Source organism: Streptomyces sp. NPDC002911, assembly GCF_053591835.1.
The window spans coordinates 107,631-123,704 of sequence record NZ_JBSFUO010000016.1; the positions used below are offsets into that span (position 1 = coordinate 107,631).

A 16,074-nucleotide genomic window follows, 5' to 3' on the forward strand; every position below is an offset into this window, starting at 1 on the left:
TGATCCGGGTGCTGGGGGATTTCGCCCCGATACTCCCCGAAAGACGGTCCTGTACCTAGCACGTCGACCGGTGCGGCCGGGTCCCGTCGCGGGATCCCGCGGGGCCGGTCAACCTGGGGCACCTCGGAGTCGCCCGGACAGGGGGACCGGGCCGCCGGGCAGCTCCTCCGTCCGGTATGCGGCATGCGAGGGGGTGCGCAATCGCTATGAACCATCTCACTCCGCCCGAACTCACCGCAAGGAACGGGCGTGCAGCACAGGGGAGTTGAGTAAGGAGCCTGTGCATCCTGCTGCACCGGCTCCCGCTACCGGAGTACCCTTCCTTGATCGTTGGTGGGGGAGTGGAAGGCGGTACACGGGTGAGCTCGGGAGGGTTCGAGCTGCCCCCAGGTGACACGGGTCACGAGGGGGAGTCGACCGATGCCCCGCCAGGCGCTGTCTCCCTCGCACAGCCCATGGAGATCGGCGCTGAGCTGGACTGGGGAGCGGACGAGTGGAACGAGGTGCGCACACGCGCCCAGCGGGCCGGGCGGGCGTACATCTGGCTGAATCTGGTGGAACAGCGGCTGCGCGCCGTGGTCTCCGCCGTGATCCGGCCGATCTACGAGCCGGTGCACGGCGAGGACTGGGTGGTGGCCGCCGCGGGACCCGCGGGGCAGGAGTGGGTGCAGCGCGCCGTCGCGGTCCGGGAGGTCTCGCGCCGCAAGGGCTATCTGCTCGACCCCGCCGACGACAACGTCCTGAGCTTCCTCACGCTGCCCCAGCTGCGTGAGCTGATGGTCCAGCACTGGCCCTGCTTCGAGCCGTACTTCGACGACCGCCGCGAGGTGGAGCTCGCGCTGGACGAGCTGGAGGTGGCGCGCAACGTCGTCTCCCGCAACCGCGCGCTGAACGAGGCGGTCCTGGCGCAGGCCGAACGGGCATCCGCGCGGCTCCTGGAGATCCTCGGCAATGGTGCGGCCGTCCCCTCCGCGGACCGCCTGCCCGTGGACGCCGTGGAGGAACTGGTCGGCGACCGCTACGCCGACGTGGTCTCCGTCCACCCGGACCGGGTCCGGCTGCAGCGCCAGCTGCCCGCCGAGAACCTGTTCGGCAGCGCGCGCCGGCTGGACGCCATCGGCATAGGGCTCAATCTCCTCACGCAGAACTTCTCGGGGCGCCGGCTGGTCCGCCTCGCCGAGTCGGGCTGCCGGGTCCGGCTGCTGTTCATCAACCCCGCGAGCAGCGCCGTGAAACGCCGGGAGCGCGAACTGGGCCTCAAAAAGGGCGAACTGAGCCGCTCCGTGGAGATGAACATCCTCCATATGCGACGGGTCCGCTCCAAGCTCCGCGACCCGGGCGCCTTCCAGATCCATGTCTTCGACGAGACACCGCGCTTCACCGCCTATCTGGTGGACGGCGACGGGCCCGACGCGGTCGGGGTCGTCCAGCCGTATCTGCGGCGCGCACGCGGCATGGAGGCCCCCGTGCTGGTGCTGCGCGGCGGGGGGCGTGCGGTGGTCAGGGCGGGGCAGGACAGTGAGCACGGCCTCTTCGAGACGTACCGCGAGGAGTTCGAGTCGGTCTGGACGGACTCCAGGCCCGTCTCCTGACGCCCTCGCCGGCGTTGTCAGTGGTGCGTGCGAGGGTGGTCAGCACTTGGGGGTAAGCACCACAGAAGGAGATACGGGATGAGCTGGAACAGCGGGCCGTTGCTGGCGTTCGACCTGGAGACCACGGGTACGGACGTCGAGACCGACCGCATCGTGACGGCGGCGGTCGTCCGGCTGGAAGCGGACGGCTCCGTGTCGGAGGAGCGGACGTGGCTGCTGAATCCCGGTGTGGCCATACCCGAGCAGGCGTCGGCGATCCACGGAATCTCCACCGAGCGCGCCCGCGAGCACGGGGTGCCGGCCGCCTCCGCGATCGAGGAGATCGCCCGGGCCGTCGCCGGCGGGCTGCGCTCGGGGACGCCTCTGGTGGTGATGAACGCGCGCTACGACCTGTCCCTGCTCGACCGTGAGTGCCGACGGTACGGGGTCGATTCGGTCAGCGAGCTGCTGGGCGGCACACCCTCGCCCGTCATCGATCCGCTGGTGATCGACAAGCATGTCGACAAGTACCGGAAGGGGAAGCGGGCCCTCCACGCGCTGTGCGCCCAGTACGGGGTGTCGCTCGACGACGCGCACGATGCGAGGGCGGACGCCGTGGCCGCTGCCCGGGTGGTGCGGCGTTTGGGGGAGAAGCACCAGTCCGTCGGCGTGATGCCGCTGGAGGACCTGCACGGTCTCCAGGTGCAGGCGGCAGCAGAGCAGTCGCTCTCGCTGCAGGCCTATCTCCGGCGCACCGCGGATCCTGCGGCGGTCGTCGAACCGGCGTGGCCGCTCATCCCGCGGAGGCGGGAGCCGCAGGCGGGAGAGGGCGGTCCGGAGGCGTCAGTTCGGAGCCGGTGACGCCGACTGCTCCTCCAGGGCGCGCACCTCATGGCCTTCCTCGACCAGTCGCGTCCGGATCCGGACGGCACGCGTCAGCTGGGACTCGGCGAAGAGGGCTTGCCAGGCAGGCTCCGCCATCCGCCACTCCGCCACCGGGTCGGCGTCACCGACGAGCCGTCACGAATGACGTACGGGACATCGGGCCGGTCGAGGCCGAGCAGGGCCGCCCGCAGATCCTCGGCCGGGCGCGGCACCACCCCGTCATCGGGGCGCTCGGTTCCGGTGAGCTAGTCGATGAGTCCCGTGAAGTCAACCACCCGTGCGGGTCGGACGGTCGCTGCGTTCAGAACGGGTACCAGCGCACCTGGGGGTCGTCCTCGCGCAGTGACGCCACCCTGCGCCTGAACTCCGCCAGCGCCCTGGGGTTCGCCGGGGCGTGCTGGGAGACCCAGGCGCAGCTCGCCGTCTCGCGTGCGCCGCGCAGCACCGCGCACCCCTCCCAGGCGCGTACGTCCCATCCGTACGCCTGTGTGAACGCCTCGTAGGCCTCGGCGGACAGGCCGTACCGGTCACGCGAGAGGGCGAGGACCACCAGGTCGTGCTCGCGCAGATCGGCGGAGAAGGTCTCCAGATCGACCAGCACCGGCCCGTCCGGGCCGACGTGGACATTGCGGGGGAGCGCGTCGCCGTGGATGGGGCCCGGCGGCAGGTGGGGAGCGAGAGCAGCCGCGGCCTTCGCGAAGCCGTCGCGACGGCCGCGCAGATAGTCGGCGTCGGCCGGATCGATCACGTCGCCCGCGAGCCGCAGCCAGCGCTCGACGCCGCCGAGGAGCTCCCGGCGCGGCAGGGTGAAGTCCTCGGGGGCGGGCAGCGCGTGGACCTGGGTGAGGAGCGGGGCCAGATCGCGCGGTTCGGTCGGGCGCACGGCCTCGGGAAGCCGGTGCCACAGCGTGACCGGGTGGCCCTCCACCAGGCGGGCCCGCGGCTCGGCTGCCCGTACGGCGGGAACGCCGGACGCGGCGAGCCACCGGGCGACGGCCACCTCGCGCTCGGCCCGTTCCCGCAGCTCCGGGTGGTGCGTCGCGTCCCGGCCGACCTTGATCACCAGGTCGTCGAGCGCGAACACCGCGTTCTCGCCCAGCGCGAGGAGTTCCGCGCCGTCGGCCAGTCCGGCGGCAGTCAGTACCTCGCGCGCCCGCATGTCGTCCATGGCTCGATTTTCTCATCCCCGCAGGCCACCTTGACGAACAGGCGGGCCGTCAGCACGATGACGGGGGCCGCTCGGTCGGCCATACGGGTATGAAACCGATCCAAGGAAGTAAAGGGGTCGAATTCATGACATTGGCGACCGCAGTGGTGCGGTCCGGGCGTAAAGCCCCCCAGGGTGGACGGGGTGAGGGCCGCCGACGGGACGGGGCCGCCTGGTTCCTGGTGCTGCCCGCACTGATTCCGATCCTGATCCTGAGCGTCGGACCCCTGCTGTACGGCATCGTGCTGGCCTTCACCGACGCGCAGTCGGGGCGCACCCGTTCCACCCAATGGATCGGCGTCCTCAATTTCCAGGACCTGCTGCACGACACCCTGTTCTGGGACTCCTTCCGGATCGGTCTGCTGTGGGCGGTCGGGGTCACGGTCCCGCAGTTCGTGCTCGCCCTCGGCCTCGCCCTGCTGCTCAACGCGAACCTCCGGATGCGCTGGCTCGCGAGGGCGCTGGCGATCATTCCCTGGGCCATGCCCGAGGTCGTCGTCGGCATCATGTGGCGCCTGGTCTACAACCCCGACGCCGGAATCCTCAACGAGACCATCCGGGATCTCGGGCTCGGTGACGGCCGGGACTGGCTGACCGGACTCGCCACCGCGCTGCCCGCGGTGATTGTCGTCGGTATCTGGGCCGGAATGCCACAGACCACCGTGGCGCTGCTGGCCGGGCTGCAGAACACCCCGCACGAACTCCATGAGGCGGCCGCCCTCGACGGGGCAGGGGCCTGGCGCCGCTTCCGTACCGTCACCTGGCCCGCCATCAGGCCAGTGGCGCTCGCCATCAGCGCGCTCAACTTCATCTGGAATTTCAACTCCTTTGCCCTGGTCTACGTCCTGACCAGCGGCGGACCCGGAGGCCGCACCCGGCTTCCCATGCTCTTCGCGTACGAAGAGGCTTTCCGCTACGGACAGTTCGGCTACGCCGCAGCGATGGGATGCGTGATGGTCGCCGTCATCTCGGTGCTCCTCGCCTTCTACCTCGTAGGCCGGCTCAGGGGAGGTGAGGACGCGTGAGCCTCCGTACGGGCAGAACCGCGCGCGCCGGTCAGTACGCCGCGCTCCTGTGCTACCTCGTCTTCCTGGCGTTCCCCTTCCTCTGGCTGATCTCCACCGCCTTCAAGCCGGCCCGCGAGCTCGGCTCGCTGCACCCCACGTGGATTCCCGAAAACCCGACGCTGGACAACTTCCGGCAGGCCTTCGACGAGCAGCCGCTGCTCAGGGCCGCCGCCAACTCGCTCACCGCCGCGGTCTGCGCCGCGCTCATCGCCGTCGTCATCGCCACGCCCATGGCCTATGTGATGGCCCGCCACCGCGGGCGGCTCTCCACAGCCGCCACCGGATGGGTCGTGGTCAGCCAGGCGTTCCCCTTCGTCCTGGTGATCATTCCGCTGTTCCTGGTCCTCAAGCACCTGCACCTGATCAACTCGCTGTGGGGGCTGATCCTGGTGTACGTCGTCTGGTCACTGCCCTTCGCCCTCTGGATGCTGGCCGGTTACGTACGGGCGGTGCCACCCGAACTCGAGGAGGCCGCCGCCGTCGACGGGGCGGGGAAGGCGCGGATCCTCATGTCGGTCACCGCGCCGCTGCTGGCCCCCGGGATCGTCGCCACCGCCCTCTTCGCGTTCATCACCGCTTGGAACGAGTTCTTCTTCGCGCTCGTCCTGCTCAAGACTCCGGAGAAACAGACCTTGCCGGTCGTACTCACCCACTTCCTCGGCGCGGAGGGCGTGGCAGACCTCGGACCGCTCGCCGCCGCCGCGTTCCTCGCCACCCTTCCCTCGCTGGTGCTCTTCGCGGTCATCCAGAAGCGCATCACGGGCGGTCTGACGGCCGGGGCGGTGAAGCACTGATGCGCCGCCGGCTGCCCGCGCTCGCCGCGGCCGTGACCACCGCACTCGCTCTCCTGCTGACCGGCTGCTCGGGAGAGGGTGATACGGACGCGGACGGCACGATCCGGCTCTCCTTCCAGTCGCTGGCCTGGCAGAAGGAGTCGGTGGACGCCAACAGGCAACTCGTACGCGAGTGGAACGCCGCCCACCCGGACATCCAGGTGGACTACGTCCAGGGCAGCTGGGACAACGTCCACGACCAGCTGCTCACCTCCTTCGAGGGCGGTGAGGCGCCCGACATCATCCACGACGCCTCCGACGACCTCGCGGACTTCGCGTACGGCGGCTACCTGGCCGATCTGAGGACTCTGCTGCCCGACCGGCTGGCCGACGACATCCCACAGCAGTCCTGGGCGACCACCACCTTCGGCGACGGTGTCTACGGAGTCCCGTTCCTCCAGGAACCCAAGGTCCTGATCGCCAACACGAAGATCCTCGAGTCCTCCGGCGTCCGGATCCCGACCCCCGAGAAGCCCTGGAGCTGGCCGGAATTCCGCCAGGTAACCCGAAAGCTGACGATGAAGGGGACGTACGGGGTCGCCTGGCCGCTCAAGGAGCCGGTCTCCGTCACCCTCGGTCTGGGCCTCTCCGCCGGTGGGCAGCTCTTCCACCGCGGCCCGGACGGCAAGGTGACCATCCGGTTCGACGAAGGCGACCAGGTCATGCCCGGAACCGTCCGGGACCAGGTGAACTCCGACAGCAGCGCCGCGCGTTCGGCGCTCGGCATGGGGGGTTCGGACACGCTCCCCGGCTTCTTCGGCGGCAAGTACGCCATGGTCCCGCTGGGCTTCTCCTACCGCCAGCAGGTGGTCGAGCAGGCCCCCGAGGGCTTCGAGTGGACGGTGCTCCCCGCTCCGGCCGGCAGCGGCGGGCCGGCCCAGGGGGTCAGTCCGCAGACCCTCTCGGTCGCCGAGGAGAGCCCGCACAAGAAGGAGGCCGTGCAGTTCATCGACTTCCTGCTGCGCCCCGCGAACATGGTGCGGCTGGCCAGGGGTGACTGGATGCTGCCGACCGGCACCGAGGCGCTGGCGGACCCCGCGCTGCACACCGAGGCCAACGGGTGGGCGACGGGCACCGCTCTCGCCCGGGCGCTGCGCCCCGCCCCCGCGCAGTCGGTGCGCGGTTATCCCGAGTGGAAGGACAAGGTCGCCACGCCCGCGCTCCAGGAGTACTACAGCGGGGCCATCGGCACCGAGGAGCTGAAGAAACGTCTGGTCGACGACGGGAACCGGGTACTGGCCCGCTACCAGCGCTGATCCGGCCGCAGAGCAGACGCCGAAAACAAATAGACGAGACGTATCGTCTCGTTTAACGTGGGGCCATGACATCGACCCCGCGTGCCCATATCGCCATGTTCTCCATCGCCGCCCACGGCCATGTGAACCCGAGCCTCGAAGTGATCCGGGAGCTCGTCGCCCGTGGGCACCGCGTCAGTTACGCCATCCCGGCCTCCTTCGCCGACAAGGTCGCCGCCACCGGGGCCGAGCCGGTGATCTACACCTCCACGCTGCCCACCGATCCCGAGGACTGGGGCAGTGAACCCGTCGACTACATCGAGCCGTTCCTCGATGACGCCGTCCAGGCGCTCCCGCAGCTCGTCGACGCCTTCGAAGGCGACGAGCCGGACCTCGTCCTGTACGACATCACCGCCTACCCGGCCCGCGTCCTCGCGCACCGCTGGGGTGTGCCGGCCGTCCAGCTCTGGCCCAACCTGGTGCCCTGGGAGGGGTACGCCGAAGACATCGGAGAGCCCGCGAACGCCGAACTGAGGCGGACCGCGCAGGGCCGGGCGTACTTCGACCGCTTCGCGGCCTGGCTCTCGGACAACGGTCTGGGTGACCTCTCGTCCGACGACTTCGTGGCCCGCCCGCGTCGTGGGCTGGTGCTGATCCCCGAGGCTCTCCAGCCGCACGCCGACCGGGTGGACCACGAGAGGTTCACCTTCGTCGGCGCCTGTCAGGGTGAGCGGGCTGACCAGGGGGAGTGGAAGCGGCCGGCCGGTGCGGAGAAAGTCCTGCTGGTCTCCCTCGGCTCGGCGTACACCAATGAGCCCGCGTTCTACCGTGAGTGCGTCAAGGCCTTCGGTGAACTGCCGGGCTGGCACGTGGTGCTGCAGATCGGCGCCCATGTCGATCCGGCGGAGCTCGGGGAGGTACCGGACAGTGTCGAGGTGCACTCCTGGGTGCCGCAGCTGTCCGTGCTGAGGCAGGCGGACGCCTTCATCACGCACGCGGGCGCGGGCGGCAGCCAGGAGGGGCTCGCCACCGGCACCCCGATGGTCGCGGTGCCGCAGGCGGTCGACCAGTTCGGCAACGCGGACATGCTGCAGGCCATCGGTGTCGCCCGGCACCTGCCGAAGGAGGAGGCCGGCGCCGCGTCGCTGCGGGCCGCCGTCCTCGCGCTGGTGGGCGATCCGGAGGTGGCCGCGAGGCTGGCGGTCATGCGGGAGCGGATGGCGGCAGAAGGCGGCACGCGGCGTGCCGCCGACCTCATCGAGGCCGAACTGCCCGCCTGAGTCGACGCGTCCGCGCCGGCCGGCACGCGGTGTACGCAACCGAAACATGTCGCTCCGTTTCGGTGCTCGGCAGCGGTGAGCTGGGGTTGTCCGCGCGCGTTCGGGTCACGTTCATCCGGACGTGCCGCCGATGCGACTTCTCGCGGCCTGGGAGACTCCGGCGGCTCGCCCGAGATGGAGGGGAGTGCGCCGTTTTTCTGTGACGGAACCTTGCCGAGTGCGTGACGGCTACATGAAGGTCTTGATCTATGCGCGTCAATCGAGCAGGCTTTCGAGGCAGCCCACGGAGATTTTCCGGCCGAGGGTCAATCCCCCCACAAGGAATGACGAGGAGTCCCCTCTTCATGGCAATTCACAAGCGCGCGCGCTCGGTCAAGCTCTCCGCTGCGATCACCGCAGTGGCAGTGGCTGCCGGCGTCACCCTGCTCGCCACTCCGTTCGCCGGCGCCGCCCCGGCACCCGCGATGGGCACCGTCTACGGCGCGGACGCGGCGACAGCCGTCTCCGGCAGCTACATCGTGATGCTGGACCAGAAGGCCGACAAGGCCGGCCTGGCCCAGCAGTACGGCGGCACACTCGAGCGAAACTACAAGTCGGCCATCAACGGCTTCTCCGCCAGCGGGCTTTCGGAGACCGAGGCCAAGCGGCTCGCCGCCGACCCGGCCGTCTCCAAGGTCGTCCAGAACAAGAAGTTCCACATCGACGCCACCCAGGACAACCCGCCGTCCTGGGGGCTGGACCGGATCGACCAGGCCGAAACCGCAGGTGACGACGCGTACACCTACCCGGATGCCGCGGGTGGGGACGTCACGGCGTACGTCATCGACACCGGTGTCCGCGTCACGCACAACGACTTCGAGGGCCGCGCCACTTCCGGCTTCGACGCCGTGGACAACGACGACGACGCCGACGACGGCAACGGACACGGCACCCATGTGGCCGGGACCATAGCGGGCGCGTCCCACGGCGTGGCCAAGAAGGCGAAGATCGTGGCCGTCCGCGTCCTGGACGACGCGGGCTCGGGCACCACCGAGCAGGTCGTCGCGGGGATCGACTGGGTCACCGCGAACCACGAGGGTCCGTCCGTCGCCAACATGAGCCTCGGCGGATCCGCTGACCCGGCCCTCGACGCCGCGGTGCAGAAGGCCGTCGCCTCCGGCGTCACCTTCGCGGTCGCCGCGGGCAACGAGTCGAGCGACGCGGGCGAGGGCTCCCCCTCCCGTGTGCCCGAGGCCATCACGGTCGCCTCGTCCACGGTGGACGACGAGCAGTCGTCGTTCTCCAACTTCGGCTCGGTCGTGGACATCTACGCCCCGGGCTCGGACATCACGTCGACGTGGAACGACAGCGACGACGGCACGAACACCATCTCCGGTACGTCCATGGCGACCCCGCACGTCGTCGGTGCCGCCGCCGTCTACCTCGGCGGACACCCGGACGCCACGCCCGAGGAGGTCGCCACGGCGCTCACCGACGGCGCCACCCCGGACGCGGTCACCAACGCGACCGAGGGCACGGCGAACAAGCTCCTGAAGGTCGTGGAGTAGGCCGAGCAGGCCGAGCAGGCCGGGTAGAACAGGCAGGAGGCCGCCGCGCCCTCCCCCACGGGGCGCGGCGGCCTCTGCCGGTGGAAAGATCTAGGGTGGGGACATGAGCACGATGTACGCGGCGCTGCTGCGGGGTATCAATGTCAGCGGTCACCGGCGGGTGCCGATGGCGGACCTCCGTACGCTGCTCAAGGAGCTGGGGCACGAGGACGTCGCCACGCATCTGCAGAGCGGAAACGCCGTGTTCCGCAGCGCGGCGGGCGACGAGAGCGACCTGGCCGTCGGGCTGGAGCGGGCGTTCGAGGAACGGTTCGGCTTCCCGGTCGACTGCCTCGTCCGCTCGGGCGCATATCTCGCGGCAGTGGCCGAGGCCTGCCCGTTCCCGGCAGCCGAGCTCGAGGGCAAGCAGCTGCACGTCACCTATTTCGACCAGGCCGTCGATGCCGCACGGCTGGCCTCGCTCGACGCCGACGCCTTCCGCCCCGAAGAGTTCCGGCTGGGGGACCGCTCCCTTTATCTGTACGCGCCCGACGGGCTCGGGCGCTCCAAGCTTGCCGTGGCGCTCGGGCGGCCCGCTGTCACCCGGGGGCTCGTCGCCACCAGCCGCAACTGGAACACCGTCGCCAAGCTGGTGGAGATGACGCGTGACTGAACCCTCGCCCGCCGTGGCCGCGGCCATCGACGGTGAGCTCCGCCTCCTCGACCCCGTGGTGCGTGCCTCCGCCGATGTGATGGCCACACTGCTGCACGCCGACTTCCGGGAGATCGGCACCAGCGGCCGGCTGTGGGAGCGGGACACGATCATCGCCATGCTCACGGCCCCGGAGACACCGTGTCCGGGACCGCTCACGGCGTCACGGATGCGGGGTGACCAGCTGGCGCCGGACCTGGTGCATCTCACCTTCGACACGGAGTCCAAAGGCCTTCGCTCCCACCGCAGTTCACTGTGGCGGCTGACCGGGAGGGGCTGGCTGCTCTACTTCCACCAGGCCACGCCCTTCATCGACGATCCGTTCGCCGAGGTCTGAACGGGGCGGTTTTGTCCCGCTCGCCGATATCCGCCGTCAGCACACACCGGTGCGGCGCCGCAAGAGTGCCGCCCCGGTCTGATCCGTGCCACGAGCCCGGCCGGTTCTCGCCGGAAGGGCCGATTCCGGCCAAGGGGAGCGCCCGGGCAAAACGCCGGTAAGCCGCCCGAACGGTCGACGTCCCGGCGGCTCCGGTCCGGGCTGCGGGCGCCTGGGTACGCACGCCTCGCGGGCAGGAGGGGTGTGTGTGAACGCGATGCGCACAGACAGCGGCCCATGTCCGCCCCGCGTTCCGGCGTTTGCTGCAATTCGCCGCGCACCTCCGTTCGGTGAGCGGACTTCGTTGTTCGGAGGCTACTCGCACGCATATCGGAGTTCACGGTCCGTTCTCCGCCGTGGTCCGGAAGACGACCTTGTCACCGGTTCCGGCGGAGTCAAGGATGCGAGCGTGCGGTTGGCAGGTCCACGATCAGAACCCCCGGTCGCGGACAGCCGCACACCCTCGGACCGCCCACCCAGCGGACCGGACACCCCCCAACGACGGAGGATCCTGTGACCTTCAAGCGCTTCGCTCCCCTCGGCTCGCTCTCCAGACGTGCTCGTCTCATTGCCGCCACCTCGGGTCTGGTCACCGCTGTGGCGCTTGCGGCACCCACCGCTGTCGCCCAGGCGGCACCGGACACCACCGTGACGAAGGCCGAGCTGACCGAGGCCAGTTCCGCCGTGCTCGGCGCCGACATCGCGGGCACGGCCTGGTACACCGAGGCGAGCACCGGCAAGGTCGTCGTGACCGTCGACAGCACGGTCACCGCCGCCGAGGTCGCCACGATCAAGAAGTCGGTCACCGACTCGGGCGCGAAGGCCGACATCAAGCACACCCCGGGCACGTTCAACAAGCTCATCGCGGGCGGACAGGCCATCTACGCCGGCGGCGGACGCTGCTCCCTCGGCTTCAACGTCCGCAGCGGCAGCACCTATTACGCGCTGACCGCCGGGCACTGCACCGAGATCGGCAGCACCTGGTACACCAACTCCGGCCAGAGCACGACCCTCGGCACCAGGACCGGCTCCAGCTTCCCGGTCAACGACTACGGGATCATCCGGCATGCCAGCAGCGCCGCCGCGGACGGCCGGGTCTCCCTCTACAACGGCAGCTATCAGGAGATCACCTCCGCCGCGACCCCCCGAGTCGGCCAGGCCGTCAAGCGCAGCGGTTCCACCACCGGCGTCCACAGCGGCACCGTCACCGGCCTCAACGCGACGGTGAACTACGGCAGCGGTGACGTCGTCTACGGCATGATCCAGACCAACGTCTGCGCCGAGCCCGGCGACAGCGGCGGTTCGCTCTTCTCCGGCACCACCGCGCTGGGCCTCACCTCGGGCGGCAGCGGTAACTGCAGCTCGGGCGGCACCACGTTCTTCCAGCCCGTCACCGAGGCGCTGAGCGCCTACGGTGTCAGCATCTTCTAGGTCCGGCTGCCAGGACCTCACGCGCCACCACCTGCCGACGGGCCGCGCTCACCGAGCGCGGCCCGTTGCCGTATCCGCTTTCGGACCGGTGTGCCTCACCCGGGCTCCGCGAGCGGAAGCGCGGGCGCACCGGCAGCCTGGACGTCGGTCAGGCGCTCATCGCCCCGTCGACCGGCACGCGCGCTTCGTCGTACCGGGTCAGCAACAGCCGGGCGAGAGCGGGGGACGGTCCCAGTACGCCGGCCAGCACATCCGCTCCGGCCTCCTCCGCGCCCGTGGCGATGCGGTCGGGGAGACGGCCGGGAGCGATGACGTACGGGGCGACCGCGACCCGCCGAACACCGTCGGTACGCAGGGCGCGCACCACATCGGCGGTCCGCGGAAGGGATGCGGAGGCGAACGCAGGCCGCACGGCGCACCAACCGGTGTGCCGCAGCTCCCGCGCGATTTCAGCGATCACTGCGATCGCCTCCGGGTCTGTGGAGCCCGCCGAGGCCAGGACCAACCCGGTCGAGCTCTTGTCGCCGGGGGACACCCCGGCCTCGTACAGCCTCTGTTCCAGTGCCGTGTTCAGCAGCGGGGACGGACCGAGGACGTCGGCCTGGCTGATCCGCAGCCGTGGGAGCCGGGTGCGGGCCTCGCGCAGCACCGAGGGGATGTCCGACTTGGCGTGGAAGGCCCGGGTCAGCAGCAGGGGGAGCGCGACGACCTCGTCCGCCCGTTCGGCGGCCAGACGCTCCAGCACCCTCGGCACCGATGGTGCGTTGAATTCCAGGAAGCCCGTCTCCACACGCAGCCCGGGCCGCAGCGACCGCACCCGCGCGGTGAGCGCGTGCACGGCCGCGGCGTGCCGCGGGTCGCGGCTGCCGTGGGCGATGACGAGCAGGACGGGGGAGGCCATGAGAACTCAGCTCCTGACGAGGAGACCGCGGCTGCGCAGCACCCGCCGCTCCAGCGGGCTGAAGATCAGCAGGTCGATCGCTATGCCGACGAACAGGATGAGAAGAATCGCCAGGAAGATCCCCGGCATGTCGAAGTTGTTCCGGCCGTTCTCCAGCAACTGGCCGAGTCCCAGGCCCAGGTCGGGCGAGGAAGCGATGATCTCGGCGGCCATGAGCGAGCGCCAGGAGAACGCCCAGCCCTGCTTGAGCCCCGCCAGATAGCCGGGCAGCGAGGCCGGCAGGACGATGTGGATCGTCCCGCGCAGCCCCGTCGCGCCGATCGTGCGGCCCGCGCGCAGGAACAGCGGCGGCACCTGGTCGACGCCGGAGACCAGACCGTTGGCGACGGACGGGACCGCGCCGAGCAGAATCACGGCGTACATCGTCTTGTCGTCGAGGCCGAGCCAGATGATGGCCGGAGCCACCCACGCCACGGACGGCAGGGACTGCAGCCCTGACAGGATCGGGCCGATCGCCGCCCGGACCACCTTCACCCGTGCCACCAGCAGACCCAGGGGGGTGCCGATCGCGACGGCCATCACGAAGCCGAGCAGACCGCGGGACACACTGGTCCAGATGACTTCCAGCAGAGTGCCCTGGAGCCACATGTCGGTCAGGCTGTCCCAGACCGCCGAAGGCGGCGGCAGCTTGTAGTCGTCGGTGACCTTCGCCCAGACCAGCAGCTGCCAGAGGAGCACCACGAGGACGACCGCGACGACCGGCGGCAGGATCTTGCCGAGCAGGATCTCGCGGGTCGGCGTCCTGCGTACCTGTACGGCGTCGAGCGCGTCCAGGCCCGCCTCGAGACCCGCCAGGTCGTCGGCCTTCGTTTCAGTGCTGGCCATGTCGGCGGATCTCCCCACGCAGTTGTTCGGTGATCTCGACGGACAGCTCCGCCACGGCGGTGTCCTCGATGCGGCGAGGCTGCTCGATGTCGACCTTCCACTCCCGGGCGATCCGGCCGGGACGCGACGACAGCAGGATGACGCGCTGGGCGAGCCGCACCGCCTCGCGCACGTTGTGGGTGACGAACAGGACGGACGCGTTCGTCTCGTGCCAGATCCGGGTCAGTTCATCGTGCAGTACATCGCGCGTGATGGCGTCGAGCGCGGCGAACGGCTCGTCCATCAGGAGCAGCTGGCTGTCCTGGGCGAGCGCACGGGCCATCGCCACCCGCTGGCGCATCCCGCCCGAGAGTTCGTGCACCCGCTTGCCGTACGCCCCGCCCAGGCGCACGAGCTCGAGCAGCCGTTCCGCCTCCGGTCGGCGGTCCGACTTCGGTACCCCGCGCAGCCGCAGGGCCAGTTCGATGTTCTTGCCCGCGGTCAGCCACGGGAAGAGGGCGTGCTCCTGGAACATCAGGGCCGGCCGCCCGCCGGGGGTCTCGATGGATCCCGCGGTCGGGCGGTCGAGTCCGGCCACCAGGTTGAGCAGAGTGGACTTGCCGCACCCGGATGCTCCCAGAAGGGTGACGAATTCGCCCGGCGCGACATCGAGTGTGATGTCGTCCAGGACCAGCTGCTGCCCCGTGGGTCCGGCGAAGGACTTGGACACGTTCGTGACACGAGCGGCGTGCTCGACCGCTGCACGGTCCTCGGCCTTGGTGAGGGTGGTGGTCGCCATGGTCGTCACCTCCTGAATTCAGGGATCCTGGTGCGGTCGGGTGGGCTACTTGGCACCGAGGCCGGCGTCGGCGACCTCGGGCTGTCCTGCTGCCTTGAGGATCTTGTTCAGCGGCTTCAGGTCGTAGATGCCGTTGAGGTCGGGCTTCTCCAGCAGACCGGCCTCGACCGCGTGGTCCGCCTGCGCCTGGAGCGTGGCGGCCAGCGGATCATCGGTGAACCGGATGGACTCCCACGCCGGGGCGAGGACGTCGGCGGGCAGTGCCTTGCCGCTCAGCTCCTCGAGCGCGGTGTTGGCCGAGGCCTTCGCCTTGTCCGGGTTGGCGTTGATCCACTTGTTCGTGTTGACCGTGCCGCGCAGTACCGCGTCCACGACGTCCGGGTGTTCGGAGAGGAACTTCTGCGACACGATGATGTTCGTGATGACGAACTTGTCGTCAGGCCACAGCGACGACTCGTCGAGCAGGACCTTGCCGCCCTCGGCGACCAGCTTCGAAGCGGTCGGCTCCGGGACCCACGCGCCGTCCAGGGACCCGGCCTTGAAAGCGTCCGGGGTCACCTTGTTGTCCGAACGGACGACGGAGACGTCGCCCTTGCCGCTCTGGGCGTCGACCTTCCAGCCCTTCTCGGAGATCCAGTTGAGGAACGCCACGTCCTGGGTGTTGCCGAGCTGTGGGGTGGCGATCTTCTTGCCCTTGAGGTCGTCCAGGGTCTTGATCTTCTCCGGGTTCACGACGAGCTTCACTCCGCCGGAGGCCGATCCGCCGAGGATCCGCAGGCTCTGCCCCTTGGACTTGCTGTAGCCGTTGATCGACGGGGCGGGACCGATGAAGCCGATGTCGATCGAACCCGCGTTGAGCGCCTCGATCTCGGAGGGCCCGGCGTTGAACGTCGAGGGCTTGACCGTGGTGCCGCCCAGCTCCTTGGCGATGAGGCCTTCCTGGATGCCGACCAGAGCGGTGGCGTGCGTGAGATTCGGAAAGTACCCGATCTTCACGGTGTCCGCCGAGAGCTTCTTCCCGCCGGCGGAGACGTTCGACTTCTGGGAGCCGTCGTCCTTCGCCTCGGAACCGTAGCCGCAGGCGGTGAGCGCCACGGCGAGCAGCGGCAGAGCGGCGGCAGCGGCGAGGCTGCGGCGGAGAGCGGTACGGGTGGCAGGCACGGGAGGCTTTCCTCTCGTCGGCCCGGTACTCACGCCCCCCTGGAGTCAGGTGGCGCGGCCGGGCGATCGGCAGGTCTTCGTCTGAACCGGCGGTGCGGTCCTTGCAAGCGGGCGCGCAGGCAGTGCGCGTACGTCATCACGCACATCGCCCGACCCCGCCCTGGCCGCTGCCGAGGGCGCCACTGCCGACCCGGCCGCCCTCCTTCGCGAAGGTCGAGAAGAAATC

The 16,074-nt window shown here is 70.0% G+C and carries 16 protein-coding genes; 10 read left to right on the forward strand and 6 right to left on the reverse strand.

Going from position 1 to position 16,074, the window contains the following annotated elements; all coding sequences use genetic code 11:
- The first annotated feature begins 359 nt into the window (after window positions 1-359).
- Entirely contained in the window at window positions 360-1,592 is a 1,233-nt protein-coding gene (locus ACWD04_RS23570; RefSeq protein ID WP_451134944.1) for an SAV2148 family HEPN domain-containing protein, read from the forward strand.
- Between the two features lie 78 nt (window positions 1,593-1,670).
- Window positions 1,671-2,432, forward strand: coding sequence for an exonuclease domain-containing protein (locus ACWD04_RS23575; protein ID WP_451134946.1), 762 nt, complete (start codon window positions 1,671-1,673; stop codon window positions 2,430-2,432).
- On the opposite strand, the gene ACWD04_RS23580 is transcribed toward ACWD04_RS23575, so the two are convergent.
- Entirely contained in the window at window positions 2,415-2,552 is a 138-nt protein-coding gene (locus ACWD04_RS23580) for a hypothetical protein (protein ID WP_451134948.1), read from the reverse strand. The genes ACWD04_RS23575 and ACWD04_RS23580 overlap by 18 nt on opposite strands.
- 205 nt (window positions 2,553-2,757) lie before the next feature.
- The gene (locus tag ACWD04_RS23585) at window positions 2,758-3,624 is read right to left on the reverse strand and encodes a phosphotransferase enzyme family protein (protein WP_451134950.1); all 867 of its coding nucleotides are present in this window, start codon (window positions 3,622-3,624) and stop codon (window positions 2,758-2,760) included.
- A 125-nt stretch (window positions 3,625-3,749) separates the two neighbouring features.
- Between ACWD04_RS23585 and ACWD04_RS23590 the strand changes: the two genes are divergently transcribed.
- From ACWD04_RS23590 to ACWD04_RS23625, 8 genes are all read left to right on the forward strand, one after another.
- Window positions 3,750-4,688 (forward strand): carbohydrate ABC transporter permease, encoded by a 939-nt coding sequence (locus tag ACWD04_RS23590; protein ID WP_451134952.1) that lies wholly within the window; start codon window positions 3,750-3,752, stop codon window positions 4,686-4,688.
- Window positions 4,685-5,524 carry a carbohydrate ABC transporter permease gene (locus tag ACWD04_RS23595; RefSeq protein WP_451134954.1) on the forward strand — a complete coding sequence of 280 codons (840 nt, stop codon included), beginning with the start codon at window positions 4,685-4,687 and terminating at the stop codon, window positions 5,522-5,524. The genes ACWD04_RS23590 and ACWD04_RS23595 overlap by 4 nt, the downstream gene beginning before the upstream one ends.
- Window positions 5,524-6,819 carry an ABC transporter substrate-binding protein gene (locus tag ACWD04_RS23600; RefSeq protein WP_451134956.1) on the forward strand — a complete coding sequence of 432 codons (1,296 nt, stop codon included), beginning with the start codon at window positions 5,524-5,526 and terminating at the stop codon, window positions 6,817-6,819. Before ACWD04_RS23595 ends, ACWD04_RS23600 begins: the two co-directional genes overlap by 1 nt.
- 65 nt (window positions 6,820-6,884) lie before the next feature.
- Entirely contained in the window at window positions 6,885-8,078 is a 1,194-nt protein-coding gene (mgt, locus tag ACWD04_RS23605; protein ID WP_451134958.1) for a macrolide-inactivating glycosyltransferase, read from the forward strand.
- 344 nt (window positions 8,079-8,422) lie between these two features.
- Window positions 8,423-9,625, forward strand: coding sequence for a S8 family peptidase (locus tag ACWD04_RS23610; RefSeq protein ID WP_451134960.1), 1,203 nt, complete (start codon window positions 8,423-8,425; stop codon window positions 9,623-9,625).
- Between the two features lie 103 nt (window positions 9,626-9,728).
- Window positions 9,729-10,277, forward strand: a complete 549-nt coding sequence (locus ACWD04_RS23615) for a DUF1697 domain-containing protein (RefSeq protein WP_451134962.1) — start codon at window positions 9,729-9,731, stop codon at window positions 10,275-10,277.
- Window positions 10,270-10,653 (forward strand): nuclear transport factor 2 family protein, encoded by a 384-nt coding sequence (locus ACWD04_RS23620; RefSeq protein WP_451134964.1) that lies wholly within the window; start codon window positions 10,270-10,272, stop codon window positions 10,651-10,653. Before ACWD04_RS23615 ends, ACWD04_RS23620 begins: the two co-directional genes overlap by 8 nt.
- A 552-nt stretch (window positions 10,654-11,205) precedes the next feature.
- Window positions 11,206-12,123 carry a S1 family peptidase gene (locus ACWD04_RS23625; RefSeq protein WP_451134966.1) on the forward strand — a complete coding sequence of 306 codons (918 nt, stop codon included), beginning with the start codon at window positions 11,206-11,208 and terminating at the stop codon, window positions 12,121-12,123.
- Window positions 12,124-12,271: 148 nt separating this feature from the next.
- Here ACWD04_RS23625 and ACWD04_RS23630 read toward each other — a convergent pair whose 3' ends face one another.
- Genes ACWD04_RS23630 through ACWD04_RS23645 form a run of 4 tightly spaced genes read right to left on the reverse strand, consistent with a single transcriptional unit; the run spans window position 12,272 to window position 15,848 of the window.
- Window positions 12,272-13,024 carry a sirohydrochlorin chelatase gene (locus tag ACWD04_RS23630; protein WP_451134968.1) on the reverse strand — a complete coding sequence of 251 codons (753 nt, stop codon included), beginning with the start codon at window positions 13,022-13,024 and terminating at the stop codon, window positions 12,272-12,274.
- 6 nt (window positions 13,025-13,030) lie between these two features.
- Entirely contained in the window at window positions 13,031-13,909 is an 879-nt protein-coding gene (locus tag ACWD04_RS23635) for an ABC transporter permease (protein ID WP_451134970.1), read from the reverse strand.
- A complete protein-coding gene (locus ACWD04_RS23640; RefSeq protein WP_451134972.1) occupies window positions 13,896-14,687 on the reverse strand; it encodes an ABC transporter ATP-binding protein in 792 nt (263 codons plus the stop codon). The genes ACWD04_RS23635 and ACWD04_RS23640 overlap by 14 nt, the downstream gene beginning before the upstream one ends.
- A 45-nt stretch (window positions 14,688-14,732) precedes the next feature.
- Complete coding sequence (locus ACWD04_RS23645) at window positions 14,733-15,848, reverse strand: aliphatic sulfonate ABC transporter substrate-binding protein (RefSeq protein WP_451134974.1); 1,116 nt, start codon at window positions 15,846-15,848, stop codon at window positions 14,733-14,735.
- Window positions 15,849-16,074: the final 226 nt, after the last annotated feature.

Bases quoted from the DNA above. Each gene is read 5' to 3' on its own strand.
- ACWD04_RS23600 (WP_451134956.1), top strand. From the start codon at position 5,524: ATGCGCCGCCGGCTGCCCGCGCTCGCCGCGGCCGTGACCACCGCACTC.
- mgt (WP_451134958.1), top strand. From the start codon at position 6,885: ATGACATCGACCCCGCGTGCCCATATCGCCATGTTCTCCATCGCCGCC.
- ACWD04_RS23640 (WP_451134972.1), bottom strand. From the start codon at position 14,687: ATGGCGACCACCACCCTCACCAAGGCCGAGGACCGTGCAGCGGTCGAG.
- ACWD04_RS23635 (WP_451134970.1), bottom strand. From the start codon at position 13,909: ATGGCCAGCACTGAAACGAAGGCCGACGACCTGGCGGGTCTCGAGGCG.
- ACWD04_RS23575 (WP_451134946.1), top strand. From the start codon at position 1,671: ATGAGCTGGAACAGCGGGCCGTTGCTGGCGTTCGACCTGGAGACCACG.
- ACWD04_RS23630 (WP_451134968.1), bottom strand. From the start codon at position 13,024: ATGGCCTCCCCCGTCCTGCTCGTCATCGCCCACGGCAGCCGCGACCCG.
- ACWD04_RS23590 (WP_451134952.1), top strand. From the start codon at position 3,750: ATGACATTGGCGACCGCAGTGGTGCGGTCCGGGCGTAAAGCCCCCCAG.
- ACWD04_RS23610 (WP_451134960.1), top strand. From the start codon at position 8,423: ATGGCAATTCACAAGCGCGCGCGCTCGGTCAAGCTCTCCGCTGCGATC.
- ACWD04_RS23580 (WP_451134948.1), bottom strand. From the start codon at position 2,552: ATGGCGGAGCCTGCCTGGCAAGCCCTCTTCGCCGAGTCCCAGCTGACG.
- ACWD04_RS23585 (WP_451134950.1), bottom strand. From the start codon at position 3,624: ATGGACGACATGCGGGCGCGCGAGGTACTGACTGCCGCCGGACTGGCC.
- ACWD04_RS23615 (WP_451134962.1), top strand. From the start codon at position 9,729: ATGAGCACGATGTACGCGGCGCTGCTGCGGGGTATCAATGTCAGCGGT.